A 13,063-nucleotide genomic window follows, 5' to 3' on the forward strand; every position below is an offset into this window, starting at 1 on the left:
GCCGGGCTGTCCCCGGTCCGCCCGCCGGTGCCGGCGGACGCGCGCTCCCCGGACACGCTCTCCCCCGGCGCGGTCCCCGGGGTGCGGAGCCGGCCGGCGGCGGCCCTCTTCCCCTCGGCCACCGCGAACAGCGCCTCGGCCGCCTCGCGGGTCCGCTCCCCCGCGTCCAGGGTGATCGTGATCAGCTCCAGGTGGACCCGGTCCAGGACACGGGGCAGGTCCTCGGGCTCCAGGGTGAGCCAGAGCGAGGTGACGCCGTTCTCCAGGTCGGCGAGGACCGCCTCGGGATCGGCCACCTCGTGCCGCTGCCGCACCTCCCAGCTCCCGCCCTCCGGCCGGGCGCCGCGGACATAGGGAGCCGCCCCCGGCAGGCCGGGGTCGTCCGGGAGATCCGACGCGTCGTAGAGCGGCGCGATGGTCACGCCGTCATAGGTGACAGAGGCCAGTGCCTCCTCGGGAGAGCCGGCCTCGACTCCGGACTTTCGCAGGACCCCGAGTGCCAGCTCGCTCCACTGTTCCCGCGTGGTCGTCGGGAAATCGGCGGCCGATCGGAGTTCCTCAGGCGGCACGGTCATGCACCGGATAGTAAGCGCCGCCGCCCGAGGACATTCTTCCGGGGTCGGGTCGGGCACTCCGGCGGCGGCTCACGTGACGGGCTCCTCCCAGGTGGCCTGCCAGGTGGCGCGGTTGACGGCGCCGGTGGCGGACAGCCCCTTCTCCCGCTGGAAGGCGCGGCAGGCGTCCCGGGAGGCCTCGCCGTACAGGCCGTCGACGTCGATGTCCCAGCCGCGCCTGCGCATCTGCCGCTGCCAGGTGCGGACGTCCTCGCCGACCATGACCGGCGGGTATTTGAGGACGCGGCCGGGGAAGGAGGGGTGCGGATCGGGCGGGTCGGTGGGGCCGCCGCCGGGCCGGGGCGCGCCCCGCCGCACCCAGGCGTACAGCGGCCCGCCGGGGCAGTCGGTGGAGTAGCCGTCCCGGTGCCCCTTGATCTCGTCACCCGCGCCTCCCTTGTCGCGGAGGTATTCGACGGCGTCGAGGATGCCGTGCAGGACGTCGTCGGTCGGCTGGGTGAACCCGGTCGAACCGACCAGGCCGAGCACCGCGTAGTGGCCGCTGTTGAGCCCGGAGCCGTTCGCCGCGGGCAGGTGGTTCGGCCCGCGCCCCTCGAACACCTTCCGGTGCGGACAGACCAGCAACGAGTATCCGACGTCGATCCAGCCGTTGCCGTCCATGTGGTGGTTCTGGATGGACCTCACCAGGGCCACGCACCTGGCGTGGTCGCCGACGATGTCCGGGCTGACCTGGCCGCCGGTGTAGTGGACCTTGACGCCTCTGGTGGAGCTCAGCCGGCCGTAGGCGCCGCGCGGCTGACGAGCCCCCCACTCGCGACGGGTAACGAGATCGATGGCCACGGGACTTCTCCACGGTTCGAGTGACTAGGGCCTACCGGAGCGTAACGGGTGACACATCGCACTATGCCGGGTTTCGCCAAGTGATCTACCAGCAGATCGTCATGGAACAGGGCTCCGGGTATGGGACCGGCGAGCAAACGGCCATCCTCTTACCTCGGAAGGGGGGCCTAAACACCCGGGGCCCGGACCGACCCATCGGACCGCGCCGGACCCGGCGGCGGCGTCGTTCTCCCCGCCGGGGTCTCGGCCGGACCTCGGGCAGCCGGCGGGGAGAGGGCCCGTCAGGCGAGAACGCCGTCGCGGGCGACGATCCGGCCGGACTTGACGACCAGGGACCGGCGCGGGCGCACGCACACGGCCTCGGCCGCGTTGCGGGCGTCGACCACCACCAGGTCGGCGTGGTCGCCGACGGACAGGCCGTAGTCCCGGAGCCCGAGAACGCGGGCCCCGCCGTAGGTCGCGGCGTCCAGGGCCAGCTCGATGTCCTCGTCGCGCGGCCCGGTGCCCTTGGCCTGGAACAGGGCGCGCTCCAGCATGTCCCCGGTGCCGAACGGGCTCCACAGGTCGCGGACGCCGTCGTTGCCCAGCGTCACGGGGACCCCGGCCTCGCCGAGCAGGCGGAGGGGCAGCAGGCCCCGGTTCGGGGCGACCGTGGCGAGGGCGATCCGGGCCTCGGCCAGGCCGGAGATCAGCCTGTCCCGGGTGGCGGGGTCGGCGTCGGCGAGCGCGAAGGCGTGGCTGACGGTGACCTTGCCGCCCAATCCGAGGATCTTGGTCCGCTCGATGATGAGCTCGAACTGCCAGGCGCCGAGCGTGCCGCCGTCGTGCAGGTGGATGTCCACGCCCGCGCCGTACCGCTCCGCCAGGGCGAACACCGCGTCCAGGTGCTTGACCGCGTCCTGGTCCACCCCCGCCGGGTCGAGCCCGCCGATCGACTCGACCCCCGCCTTGAGCGCCTCCTCCAGCAGCGCCTCGGTGCCGGGACTGATCAGCATGCCGGCCTGCGGGAAGGCGACGAGCTCGGCGGAGATCCGGCCGTCGTGCCGCTCGACGGCCTCGCGGACCGCCTCGACCGAGCCCAGGCCCACCAGCGGGTCGACGTCCACGTGCGACCGGACGTGCGTGGTGCCACAGACGATCATGTTCTCCAGCAGCGCGGTCACGAAGTCGGCGTTGGGGACGCCGAACTCCGGCCGCCGCTCCTGGCCGTTGCGGATCTTGCCCATCAGGCCGGGGGCCGCGTCGTGCGGCACCCAGGGACCGCCCCACAGCGTCTTGTCCAGGTGGGCGTGGCCGTCGACGAGGCCGGGGAGCACGAGCCGGCCACCCAGGTCCTCCGCGCCGTCCCCGGCGCCGTCCTGACCGGCCCGCCGGATCTCGGCGATCCGGCCGTCCCTGATCAGCAGGTCGGCGGCGTCCTCGTGGCCCCAGATCCGGGCGTCGCGCAGCAGCAGCTCGGTCATCTCTTCCCTCTCCCGTCCGTGGTGGCACCGCTCCACGGTGACGCCGCCGACGTTAGTGGTATACCGCTAACCGGGCAAGTTAGGCTGGCCCCCGATGAGAGGGGTGGAAGGTGAGCGCGTTGCGCGACCGGGTCTACGAGACGCTCAAGCGGCGCATCGTCGAAGTGGAGCTGCGGCCGGGCGAGCGGCTGGTGGAGCGCGACCTCGCCGCCGAACTCGACGTCTCCCGCATCCCGCTCCGCGAGGCGCTGCGCCTGCTGTCCGCCGAGGGCCTGGTGGTGATCGTGCCCAACCGGGGCGCGCTGGTCAGCCCGTTCACCCCGGCCGACGTGCGCGACCTGTTCGACGTGCGCGAGAGCCTTGAGGTGCTCGCCGCGCGGCTGGCCGCCGAGCGGGCCGACGCCGACGGCCTGGCGCGGCTGCACGCCTGCCTCGAACGCGCCCGCGACGCCGTACGGCGAGACGACCGGCGGGAGACCGTGGCGGCCAACGCCGAGTTCCACTCCGAGATCGTGAGGGTCTCCGGCAACGCGCTGCTCGGCACGCTGATGCAACCGCTCGACGCCCGGCTCAGGCGGCTGTTCCGGCTCACCTCCGACCGTGACCCCGCCCGGCAGTGCGCCGAGCACGAGGAGCTCTACGCGGCGATCGCCGGCGGCGACGCGGACCGGGCCGCCGCCTGCGCGTTCCGCCACGTCGCCGGCGGCCGCGAGCCGACCCTGGCGCTGGCCGAGCGCTGGACCGCCGACATCGACCCGGTCAAGGTGACCCGCACCCGCCGCCGCAGGCCCGCGCCCCAGGAGCCGCCGGCGGCCCGCGGCCCCGCGCCCCGGTCCTGAGACCCGCAGGCCGCCGCCACCGCGTGCTCCCCGGCGGGGCCTCTCGGCCGTCCCCGTCCCGGCCCCCGCTAAAACCCGTCGACCTCCACGGCCGCGGAGGGGATCATTGCCGTCATGTCCGTGCTGAAAAACGTCCCTTTCACGCCGGAGCCACGGCTGGCCGAACTGCCGATGAAACTCTGGCTCGACGACGGCGACTCGGCGATGGACGTGATCGACGCGCTCGCTCTGTCGCCGTTCGCGACGGGCGCGCAGCCGTGGTCACGCACCACGGACCTGGAACGGGTCCGTCCCGACGCTCCGCTGACGCCCGCCGCCGGGACGCTGGTCCGGGCGGCGCGGGAGGACGACGGCCGGGAGTCGCGACTGGTCCGCGGGGAGGGCTGGACGCTGCGCGTGGTCCGCTACCGCAACCGCGCCGCCACGGTCAGCGTGACCGCGGTCGACGACGAGCTGGCCCGTTCGGTGATCGAGGAGACCGTCAAGGACGCGGTGGAACCCGCTCCGGACAGCGACCACGTGGAGATGGGCTTCTGGTGGCAGAGCACCGACGGCGTCCGCCGTTCCGGCAAGCCCGTCACCGCCTCTCCCTGGGCGGAGGTCGGCGGCAACTACGCCCGCTCCCTGCACGGCCCGCTGTCACGCCTGATGTCCGTCACGCCGTCCGACGCGCACGGCCGCCTGATCCTCCTGCACGGCCCGCCCGGCACCGGCAAGACCACGCTGCTGCGCACGATCGCCCGCGAGTGGCGATCGTGGTGCCAGGTGGACTGCGTGCTCGATCCGGACCGCCTGTTCAACGCCCCGGGATACCTGATGGAGGTCGCGGTCGGCTCCGACTCCGACGAGGACGGCAAGAAGTGGCGGCTCCTCGTGCTGGAGGACTGCGACGAGCTGATCAGGTCCGGCGCCAAGGAGGCGGCGGGGCAGGGCCTGTCGCGGCTGCTCAACCTGACCGACGGCCTGCTCGGTCAGGGCCGTGACGTGCTGGTCGCCATCACCACCAACGAGGACCTGGCCCGTCTCCATCCGGCCGTGGTCCGCCCCGGCCGCTGCCTGGCCCAGATCGAGGTGGGCGCCCTGCCCTACGAGGAGGCCACCCGGTGGCTCGGCCGCACGGAGGGCGTCCCCCCGTCGGGCGCCACCCTCGCCGAGCTCTTCGCCCTGCGCGACGGCGTGGCGGGCCACCCGGCCACCGCTCCGGAGACCACCGGCCTCTACCTGTGAGGAACGCCCGGCCGTACTCGTCCGGCTGAACCCGTGAGGAAGACCCGGCCGCCTGTGACGGCGCGCGGCCGGGCGCGGGCCGGGTACGGGGCCGGCCCGGGATCTCCATCGCCCGGAAGGCCGACCCCTCGCGGATCCCGGAGGTGACAACAAAACCCGTGCGGCGCGCGTCCAACCGGACATGAAACGATCCAGCGGTGCCGGGCGGCTCATGGCCCTGTCGACGGTGATGGCGGGCGTGCTGATGGCGTCGGCCGCGTGCGGCTCCCCCGCGTCCTCCGAGCGGAGCGTCACGCCGGCGGCCGAGGGCGCCCTCCCCCGGACCGCGAGCGTGAACGCGCGGCTCGCGGACGCGAATGTCTCAGGCGTGGACACCCGGCTGACGGACGCGAAGCCGGCGGGCGCGAAGCCGGCGGGCGTGGACGCGCGGCTCGCGGGCTCGAAGGCGGCGGGTAGCGGCTCCTCCGGCGCGGGGACGGCGGTCGAGCGCTGCCGGACCGGAGCGCTCGCGGCGCGCGTCGGCGCGGTGGACGCGGGGGCGGGCCAGCGGTACGCGCCGCTGGTGATCACCAACAGGTCCGCCAGGGCCTGCTGGGTGTACGGCTTCGTCGGCCTGATCATGATCGACCGCAACGGCGACGCGCTGCGCACCAGGACCCGCAGGGAGAGCGTCCAGCCGCACCGGGTCACCCTGCGGCCGGGAGCCGGCGCCCACGCCAGGATCCACTGGACCGAGGTGCGGAGCGGGCGCGAGACCAGCTGCCCGGCCGCCGCACGACTGATGATCATCCCGCCGGACGAGGTCGCGCACCTGGAGATCCCCTTCACCGCCGCGGTCTGCGACGACGGCCGTCTCGACATCACCCCGATGGCCCCGGGGACGCGTCTCTGAGCCCCCGATCAGTCCACCGGTGACCGGTTCACCACGGTCCGGCAGGCCGGCGGCGAGCGGCGGCACACCCGGTCGCGTCACTCGCGCGCCGGAGACGCCCGGTCGCGCGAGATGCCCCGGCCCTGAGAGATCAGGGCCGGGCGAGCAGCTCGTGCAGGCGGCGGCACTCGCGGGTGAACGCGCTGGAGGACCTGCGGCTCACGAACGGGACGAGCTCGGGGAGCTCCCCGCGCGCGCCGGCCCACCGGGCGACCGTGGTCCCCAGGGTGACGAGGTCGTTCACCCCGGGTCCCGGCCTCTGCCCCGCGGACGGCAGCAGGTGCGGCAGCGCCGCGCGGATCACCGCCCAGACCTCCCGGTGGGCACCCTGGCGTGCCGCCGCCTCCAGCCCTGCCGTCGCGTGCGGCAGTCTCGCCTCCGTCCGGGCGGTGAGCAGGGCGAGCTGCCTGCCGAGCGCGTCGGCGGGCAGGTCGCCCGCTGCCGCCATCCGCAGCAGGAGCCGCACCCCCTCGGACGGGTCCTGGCGGGCCAGGAAGAAGGCGAGCAACAGCGCGGTGGGCTCACCGGCCGGCCCCTCGCCGGCGGCGAGTGTCTCGACGTGGGCCGGGCTGACCTCCGGCCGGCTCCAGGAGTGGGGCAGGTGCGGGAGGTAGTGGGCGGCGACCGCGTCGCGGTGCGAGGGCAGGACGGCGGGCCACCAGTCCAGGTGACCGCCGTGCTCGCCCCACCTCTCGGCCGGCACCCCGCCGAGCAGCTCGTCGATGTGGGCCAGGCCGGTCGGCTCGGCCCTCAGCCGCGGGATCATGCGCGTCTGGAAGCCGTCGAAGGAGCGGTCGCGCGGGTCCTCGGGGGACCGCCAGATCACTCCCGTCTCGAGCTCGGCCGGGCCGTCCTTCAGCCGGCGTGCCGCCCGGCGCCCGGCCTCCGAGGTGAGCCGGCCCGCCCTGGCCACCACCTCGGGGGCCACGGTCCCCGGCAGCCGGAGCAGCGCCTGCTGGAAGTCGGCGGGCAGCGGCTCGGCCCCGGCGGCCTCGACCGCCTCCAGCCGGCTCACGAACTCGGCCGGGTCGAGATGGCCGGTGGCGGCGGTCGGGGTGGCCAGCAGCAGCGGCGGGAGCGCGTCCGCCTTGAGCGCGGCGAGCACCTCGGCGTAACGCCGCAGCAGGAACCGGTGCGGCCGGGAGACGGTGCCCTCTTCGGGCAGCCGGTCGGGCCGGGCCCGCCGGGCCGGGCGGCGAGGCCCGGCCGGGGCGTGGCCAAATCTTCCAGAGCCGACCGCGTGATCCGCCCCGGCCCGGTCATGGGCCTCGCTCAGGCTCATGATCCCCCTGCTGAGCCTGGCCCCCGGATGGCCCGCGCCGGCCCGGGGAGCGTCTCCGGTGTCTCCGTCGCCTGCGGCGATGAAGCGTATGACGTGCTCTCGCACCTCGGCGGGGAGGTGACCCAGGAACGGCTCCCCGCCGTCTTCGCCCGACGCCTCCGACCTGACGCTCTGATCGCGGACGAAAAGCCACCGATCCGGGTCCCAGCGGTCCGGCGGGCCGGGGTCGGCGCCCGGGGAGACCAGCTCTCCGGCCATCGCGGTGAACCAGTCCTGGGGGGCGTACCACTCCTCACGGTCGTAGAGGCCGGAGGCGCGGCGGGCCATGCCGGAGAGCGCGGCGCGCAGCGCCTCGCGGTCCGTGGCGGCGAACCGGACGAAGCCCGCCAGCCACCTCTCTCCCGACTGCCAGGTGTGGGTCCACCGTTCGCCGGCGAACCCGGCGGCCGAGGCCGGCAGGGCGGGGAACGGTCCCGGCGGCTCGGGCGCGGCGAGCTCCGGCGGGGTGAAGTCCTCGGGCTCCTCCTGCGGGGAGGCCTCTCCCCCGACCGCCGCGGCCAGCCGCCCGCCCAGGTCCGGCGGGAGCGCGGCGAGCGCCTCGCGCAGCGTCTCCGCACCGAGCGGGCCGAGGTGGCGGGCGTGCTTGACGGCCAGGCGCACGGCCCGTTCCTGTACGGCGTACGCCTGGTGGCCGAGCGCCGACGCCAGGGCGGGGACGAGTTCGTCGGCCCGCTCCGGCGCCTGCCGTACGACCTGGTCCAGCCAGGTGAGCCCGGCCCGCACCAGCCCGGCTTCGGCGCGGAACAGCAGGCCCTCCAGAGCCTCGGTCACGTCGGCCGGGTCGAGGCGGTCCAGCCGGCGCAGGTGGGCGAGCGACAGCTCGGCCACCGGGCCGGGAGCCACCGGCAGCAGCCGCAGGTAGTCGCGGGCGCGGGACTCGACCTCGACGTAGGTGGGTTCGAGCAGCTCGTGGAGCCGGGCGAAGAACCTCAGGTCCTGGGCGTCTCCCCCGCGCAGGAAACGGCTGACGCAGCCGTCCAGCAGCGTCTCCCGCGACACCCGGCCCTCGCTGCCGAGCACGGCCAGCGCGCCGAGCCAGGAGGTCGCGCTGAGCGGGGAGCTCCGCTCCTCGCGCAGAGCCCGCCCGACGCCCTGGGCCTCGAAGATCCTGGGGAGCAGGGTGTCGAGGAGCGGGTCCCCGCGCAGCGCGGAGGCCCTCGGGGGCACCGCGACCCAGGCGGTCACGAGCGGATCGTGCTGCGGCGGGGTCACGCCGGTCCGGCGGAGCAGGGTCAGGACCAGCGAGGCGCCCGGGGAGTTCGGGGTGCGGACGCGGAGCGCGAGACGGGTGACCAGGTCGGCCTGCCACTGCGGCTCCCGTGCGGAGATCACCGCGATCAGCGCCTCGGTGTCGCCGGGCTCCTCCCACTCGAGGAGGGCCAGGTCACGCCGGTTCAGCCAGGCGGCCACGGCCGCCGCGCCCAGCGAGCCCGCGCCCGCCAGCCGCATCGGCTCGGTCCAGTCCCCGCGGCTCGCCCAGTCGCCGCGGCTGCCCCGGTCGCCGCCCGCCCAAGGGCTGGGCGCCGGCGGCTCCTGGCGCAGCAGCTTGAGATGTCCGGGCAGCTCGCGGGCGACCTCCTGCCGTCCGGCGTCGTCGAGCCCGATGAGGCGGGCCGCCAGCTTGTCGATGTCGCAGTCGTCGATGAGGTCGCGGACCTCGTCCCAGACGGTCATCGGGAGGACTCCTGGGCCGCGGAGGGCCGCGGGTCCGGAGCGGGCAGCCGGCCGGGGACCTCCCGCAGGGCGATCCGGGCGGCGAGCACGTGCTTGCACGGGCCGCGCGAACCGCGATGGTCGTACCACCAGGGGCAGGTACACGATCCGGACTCCGCCTGGACGAGGCGGACGCCGCCGCCGGTGGTCACCTCGGCGGAGCCGGGGCCGGTCAGCCGGACGGCGCCCTTGTCCACCAGCGCGCGAGCGGAGGAGAGCCGGGGGTTCAGCGCCGCGACGTGGTCGCGGTCGTAGGGCAGCTCGCGGTGGAAGTGGGCGGCCTCGGCGAGGTCGTAACCGACCCGGCCAGCCGTGCCGAGCTGGGTGAGGGCGGCCCGGACCCGCTCCGGGGCGAGGCCGGCGCGCTCGGCGAGCAGGCCGAGCTCCAGGGTCGGTTCGAAGTCGAGCAGCACGCCGACCAGGTCGGCGTCGGCGGCCACCTCGTCTCCGGAGAGGTCGTCGAGGACCGCGCCCTCCCCGGAGAAGCCGCGCCAGGCCTGCGGGGACAGGACCAGCGTGTAGCGCATGCCGGGCAGCTCCAGCTCCCACGCGCTGGAGCCGGACCCGTCCGCCGGGCCGTACACGCGCAAGGTCTTGACGAACCTGAGCAGCGGCATCATCGTGGCCAGCCGCCCGACCCCGGCCAGGTGGACCCCGCCGGGCACCTGCCGGTCCGACACCCGCAGCTCCCTGCCAGACGGGACCGCCCATACCTCGGCGGCGGCCCTCCTGGGCAGGCCCCGCAGGAACCGTACGGCCTGCGGGCCGGGCAGCTCGGCACGGAGGTCGAACCCGGCGGCGATGACCTGGACCTCGGCGAAACCGCGCAGCCACCGGCCGGGCAGCGGCACCTTCTTCTCCACCACCGCGCCGTCGAGCGTGGTCACGGTGAGCTCGTCGGGCCCGACGCCCACGTGCAGCGGGTCCCGGCCGCCGACCCTGGCCAGCGCCTCGCGCAGCGGGTTGTTCACGTCCACGTTGGTGGTGCCCCGGTCGAAGACCTCGCCGTCGAGGGCGGGGCCCAGCACGTCCAGCCGGGAGTAGACGCCGCCGCAGGCGGAGAACGACTCGAAGCGGAGCCGGTCGCCGCCGCAGGTCACCACCGGATCGCGGGTGAATCCCGGCTGCGGCCGGTGGTAGCGCGCCAGCGCCACGTCGGCGACCGCCAGCAGCCCCGCCGCCGCGGGTGCGGCCTGGGTGAGCAGCCCGCTGAAGAACCTGGGGTGGTCGAGGAAACCGCCGGCCGTCCGGCCGCCGGAGGTCGACAGGCCCAGATGGCCCTCCGAGAGTCTGGAGGGTCCGGCGTAGGAGTACGCCTGCACCGCATTCGTCATGCGCCGGACAGTAGAGATCACTACCGACAAAACATGGGGGCGTCCTGTCACGGCGGCCGGGAGGCGTCCGGCCACGGCCGCCGGTCGCCCTGGGACGTCCTCTCCGGGAAACCCCTTTTGGAAGAAGACGGCCCGCCGTGACGTCTGGGATTCTCGGTACAGCAGGGCTGCGATCCTCCACTGCCGTTCACGGAGCCGACGGCGCGCGCGTGGCCCGGCCAGCGTCACGGGCTACCCCGGCGGCTCCACCGGCGGGACCGTGAAGGCCCCTCCGGCCCGCGCGGTCCCGCCTTCCGCGGCGGTGAGCCAGGACTCACTCCGCCAACGCCCGAAGGAACGCCGATCCGATGACTCTTCCGAATCCGTCTCCCGGCGGGCCGGGCGTCCCCGGCACCGCGAGACCGAGCCCCCCGGGTGCCAGAAGGCCGCGCGCCGACGCCCAGCGCAACCGCGCGCGCATCCTGGCCGCGGCCGAAGCGGTCTTCGCCGAGAAGGGGCCGTCCGCGTCGACCGACGAGGTCGCGGCCAGGGCGGAGCTGGCGATCGGCACGGTCTTCAAGCACTTCCCGACCAAGCAGGCCCTGCAGCAGGTCCTGATGAAAGACCTTCTGTCCGACCTCACCCGGGAGGTGGAGGCGCTCACCGCCGACGGCGACCCCGCCACGTCCCTGTTCGGCTTCATGACCCGCACGGTCGAGCAGGCGGCCCAGAAGAAGACCGTCGTCGGCCTCCTGGCCGACACGGGCGTCGTCGTCCAGGTCGCCGACTCCCTGCGGCTCCTGCGCGACGGGCTCGAAGGACTTCTCGCCCGTTCCCAGCAGGCCGGCGCCGTCCGCGAGGACGCCCGCGCCGACGAGGTGCTCGCCCTGCTCACCGGCTTCTGCCAGGGCGCGCTGCACGCCCGCTGGGACCGTGATCTCCAGCACCGCACCCTCGCCCTCGTGTTCGACGGGCTCCGCCCGGCCGGGGACCGCCGGTCCTCACGCCCCGCGGCCGGATCGCCGGGACGCACCCCCTGCTGAGTCCCCGCCCGGAGCGCGCCGTACGGGGTGAAGGTCCGTGGCGGAGGTGCGAGAGCGCGCCGCCGTACGGGGTGAAGGGCGGCTGCGCGGCTCCGCTCGCCCCCACGGCCCCGGCGGGTCACCTGTTTCGGATACGTAAACCTTCCGATGCGCCGCCCCCGGGGTGAAACCACAATCATCCAGGTGGTCACCCTGCTGCCTGCCGATCTGAGCCGCGTCGTCCTCCACCGGTGGTCGGACGTGGCCCCGCACGAGAGCGGGCTGGCCGACTACCGCGACCCGTTCGGCGACGCCGCCAGGACCTGGGAGTACACCCGCTGGACCGGCGAGGAGAGAGCCATCGGCTTCCCCGCGACCGAGCTGGTGCCGTCATGGACGGCGAGCACCCCGCCGGGGACCTGGCTGGAGGTCGGCCTGCAGGCCCGCACCGTCGCCGGCGACCTCACCAAGTGGTACGTGATGGGCCGCTGGGCCGAGGGCGACGGCGACATCCACCGGACCTCCCTGCCCGGCCAGGGTGACGAGGACGGCGACGTCGCGGTGGACACCTACGTGGCCACCAGGCCGGTCGTCGCCTACCGGCTGAGGTTCACGCTGTACGGCTCGGGCGCGCGGGTCCACGGGGCCGGGGTGATGGCCTCGGCGGTGCCCGCGCGGGCGACGGTGCCGGTGAGCCCGCCCGGGGAGGCCGGGGGCGTCGAGCTGGACGTGCCGCGCCGGTCGCAGAAGGTCCACGCGGGGCACTTCCCCCAATGGGACGGCGGCGGCGAGAACTGGTGCAGCCCCGCCTCGATGAGCATGGTGCTCGCCTACTGGGAGCGCGGACCCCGCCGGGACGACCTGTCCTGGGTCTCGGCGGGCGACCCCTGCCCTGCCGTGGACCACGCCGCCCGCGACATGTACGACCACAGCTACCAGGGCACCGGGAACTGGCCTTTCGGCGTCGCCTACGCCGGCCGGTACGGCCTGGAGGGGTTCGTCACCCGGCTGCGCTCGCTCTCCGAACTGGAGCGCCTGGTCCACGCCGGCATCCCGGTGATCACCTCGCAGTCGTTCCGGGACCACGAGCTGCCCGGCTCGGGGTACTCCACCGGCGGCCACATCATGGTCGTCGTCGGCTTCACCCCGAGCGGTGACGTCATCGCCAACGACCCCGCCGCACCGGGCGACGACACGGTGCGCCGGATCTACCCGAGGGCCGCGTTCGAGAACGTCTGGCTCCGCAGTTCCGGCAGCGGGGGGATCGTGCACGTCGTCCACCCGCCCGGCCTTCCCCTGCCCGCCTCCGACGGCAACTGGTGATCAATGCTGAACGACTCTCCCATCCGCCCCGTCGACGTGGCCAGGGTGGACGACCGTCCGCTCTGGGTGGAGATCCTCGGGGAGGAGGTGTGGTGGGACGAGCCTCGTCCGCATGAGGGCGGGCGCAGGTGCGTGGTCCGGCGCGGGCCGGACGGCGTGCCCCGTGACGCGATCCCGCAGGGCTGGAACTCCCGCAACCGCCTCATCGAGTACGGCGGGCGCTCCTGGCGGCCCCTGCCGGACGGCGGGGTCGTGTTCACCAACTGGGCCGACCAGCGCGTCTACCTGTACGGCGGGCAGCCGGCCCCCGGCTCCGGCGAGGCGTCCGGCGGACCGGCCCATGCCGACGGCGGGCAGCCGGTCCCCCTCACCCCCGACGACGGGGCCCGCTACGGCGACCTGTACCTGCCGCCGGGGCTGCGGGAGGTCTGGGCGGTCCGCGAGACCCACCCCGCCCCAGGGACCGGCGCCGAGC

9 protein-coding genes and 2 pseudogenes are annotated in these 13,063 nt (G+C 74.9%); 6 read left to right on the plus strand and 5 right to left on the minus strand.

Annotated elements, in window-relative coordinates:
- The 3 genes and pseudogenes from CA984_RS36550 to CA984_RS36560 form a co-directional block, all read right to left on the minus strand.
- Positions 1–575: pseudogene (locus tag CA984_RS36550) on the minus strand (methylmalonyl-CoA mutase family protein); the annotation flags it as partial.
- 69 nt (positions 576–644) lie between these two features.
- Positions 645–1,415, minus strand: a complete 771-nt coding sequence (locus tag CA984_RS36555; protein ID WP_086577975.1) for a peptidoglycan recognition protein family protein — start codon at positions 1,413–1,415, stop codon at positions 645–647.
- 281 nt (positions 1,416–1,696) lie between these two features.
- A complete protein-coding gene (locus tag CA984_RS36560) occupies positions 1,697–2,878 on the minus strand; it encodes an amidohydrolase (RefSeq protein WP_086577976.1) in 1,182 nt (393 codons plus the stop codon).
- Between the two features lie 110 nt (positions 2,879–2,988).
- Here CA984_RS36560 and CA984_RS36565 point away from each other — a divergent pair, with 110 nt between their 5' ends.
- The 3 genes from CA984_RS36565 to CA984_RS36575 all read left to right on the plus strand — a co-directional run bounded on the left by CA984_RS36565 (position 2,989) and on the right by CA984_RS36575 (position 5,836).
- On the plus strand, positions 2,989–3,717 hold the full coding sequence (locus tag CA984_RS36565) for a GntR family transcriptional regulator (RefSeq protein WP_086577977.1): 729 nt from the start codon (positions 2,989–2,991) through the stop codon (positions 3,715–3,717).
- A gap of 114 nt (positions 3,718–3,831) precedes the next feature.
- On the plus strand, positions 3,832–4,944 hold the full coding sequence (locus tag CA984_RS36570) for a DUF5925 domain-containing protein (protein ID WP_086577978.1): 1,113 nt from the start codon (positions 3,832–3,834) through the stop codon (positions 4,942–4,944).
- Between the two features lie 181 nt (positions 4,945–5,125).
- Positions 5,126–5,836 carry a DUF4232 domain-containing protein gene (locus CA984_RS36575; RefSeq protein ID WP_086577979.1) on the plus strand — a complete coding sequence of 237 codons (711 nt, stop codon included), beginning with the start codon at positions 5,126–5,128 and terminating at the stop codon, positions 5,834–5,836.
- Positions 5,837–5,966: 130 nt separating this feature from the next.
- On the opposite strand, the gene CA984_RS36580 is transcribed toward CA984_RS36575, so the two are convergent.
- Positions 5,967–8,891, minus strand: coding sequence for a DUF6493 family protein (locus CA984_RS36580; RefSeq protein WP_086577980.1), 2,925 nt, complete (start codon positions 8,889–8,891; stop codon positions 5,967–5,969).
- Entirely contained in the window at positions 8,888–10,264 is a 1,377-nt protein-coding gene (locus tag CA984_RS36585) for an SWIM zinc finger family protein (RefSeq protein ID WP_086577981.1), read from the minus strand. The genes CA984_RS36580 and CA984_RS36585 overlap by 4 nt, the downstream gene beginning before the upstream one ends.
- A gap of 347 nt (positions 10,265–10,611) precedes the next feature.
- Here CA984_RS36585 and CA984_RS36590 point away from each other — a divergent pair, with 347 nt between their 5' ends.
- From CA984_RS36590 to CA984_RS36600, 3 genes and pseudogenes are all read left to right on the plus strand, one after another.
- Positions 10,612–11,286: a TetR/AcrR family transcriptional regulator gene (locus tag CA984_RS36590; protein ID WP_086577982.1), complete on the plus strand. Its 675-nt coding sequence runs from the start codon at positions 10,612–10,614 to the stop codon at positions 11,284–11,286.
- Positions 11,287–11,469: 183 nt separating this feature from the next.
- Positions 11,470–12,588 carry a C39 family peptidase gene (locus CA984_RS36595; RefSeq protein WP_242676374.1) on the plus strand — a complete coding sequence of 373 codons (1,119 nt, stop codon included), beginning with the start codon at positions 11,470–11,472 and terminating at the stop codon, positions 12,586–12,588.
- Between the two features lie 3 nt (positions 12,589–12,591).
- Positions 12,592–13,063, plus strand: a pseudogene (locus tag CA984_RS36600) (prolyl oligopeptidase family serine peptidase); the annotation flags it as partial.

The sequence above is a fragment of the Streptosporangium minutum genome (genome assembly GCF_002149035.1).
Classification (GTDB): domain Bacteria; phylum Actinomycetota; class Actinomycetes; order Streptosporangiales; family Streptosporangiaceae; genus Streptosporangium; species Streptosporangium minutum.

What these genes read in the sequence shown, in the direction of transcription:
- CA984_RS36560 (WP_086577976.1), bottom strand. Translation starts at nt 2,878, where the DNA reads ATGACCGAGCTGCTGCTGCGCGACGCCCGGATCTGGGGCCACGAGGAC.
- CA984_RS36590 (WP_086577982.1), top strand. Translation starts at nt 10,612, where the DNA reads ATGACTCTTCCGAATCCGTCTCCCGGCGGGCCGGGCGTCCCCGGCACC.
- CA984_RS36585 (WP_086577981.1), bottom strand. Translation starts at nt 10,264, where the DNA reads ATGACGAATGCGGTGCAGGCGTACTCCTACGCCGGACCCTCCAGACTC.
- CA984_RS36570 (WP_086577978.1), top strand. Translation starts at nt 3,832, where the DNA reads ATGTCCGTGCTGAAAAACGTCCCTTTCACGCCGGAGCCACGGCTGGCC.
- CA984_RS36580 (WP_086577980.1), bottom strand. Translation starts at nt 8,891, where the DNA reads ATGACCGTCTGGGACGAGGTCCGCGACCTCATCGACGACTGCGACATC.
- CA984_RS36575 (WP_086577979.1), top strand. Translation starts at nt 5,126, where the DNA reads ATGAAACGATCCAGCGGTGCCGGGCGGCTCATGGCCCTGTCGACGGTG.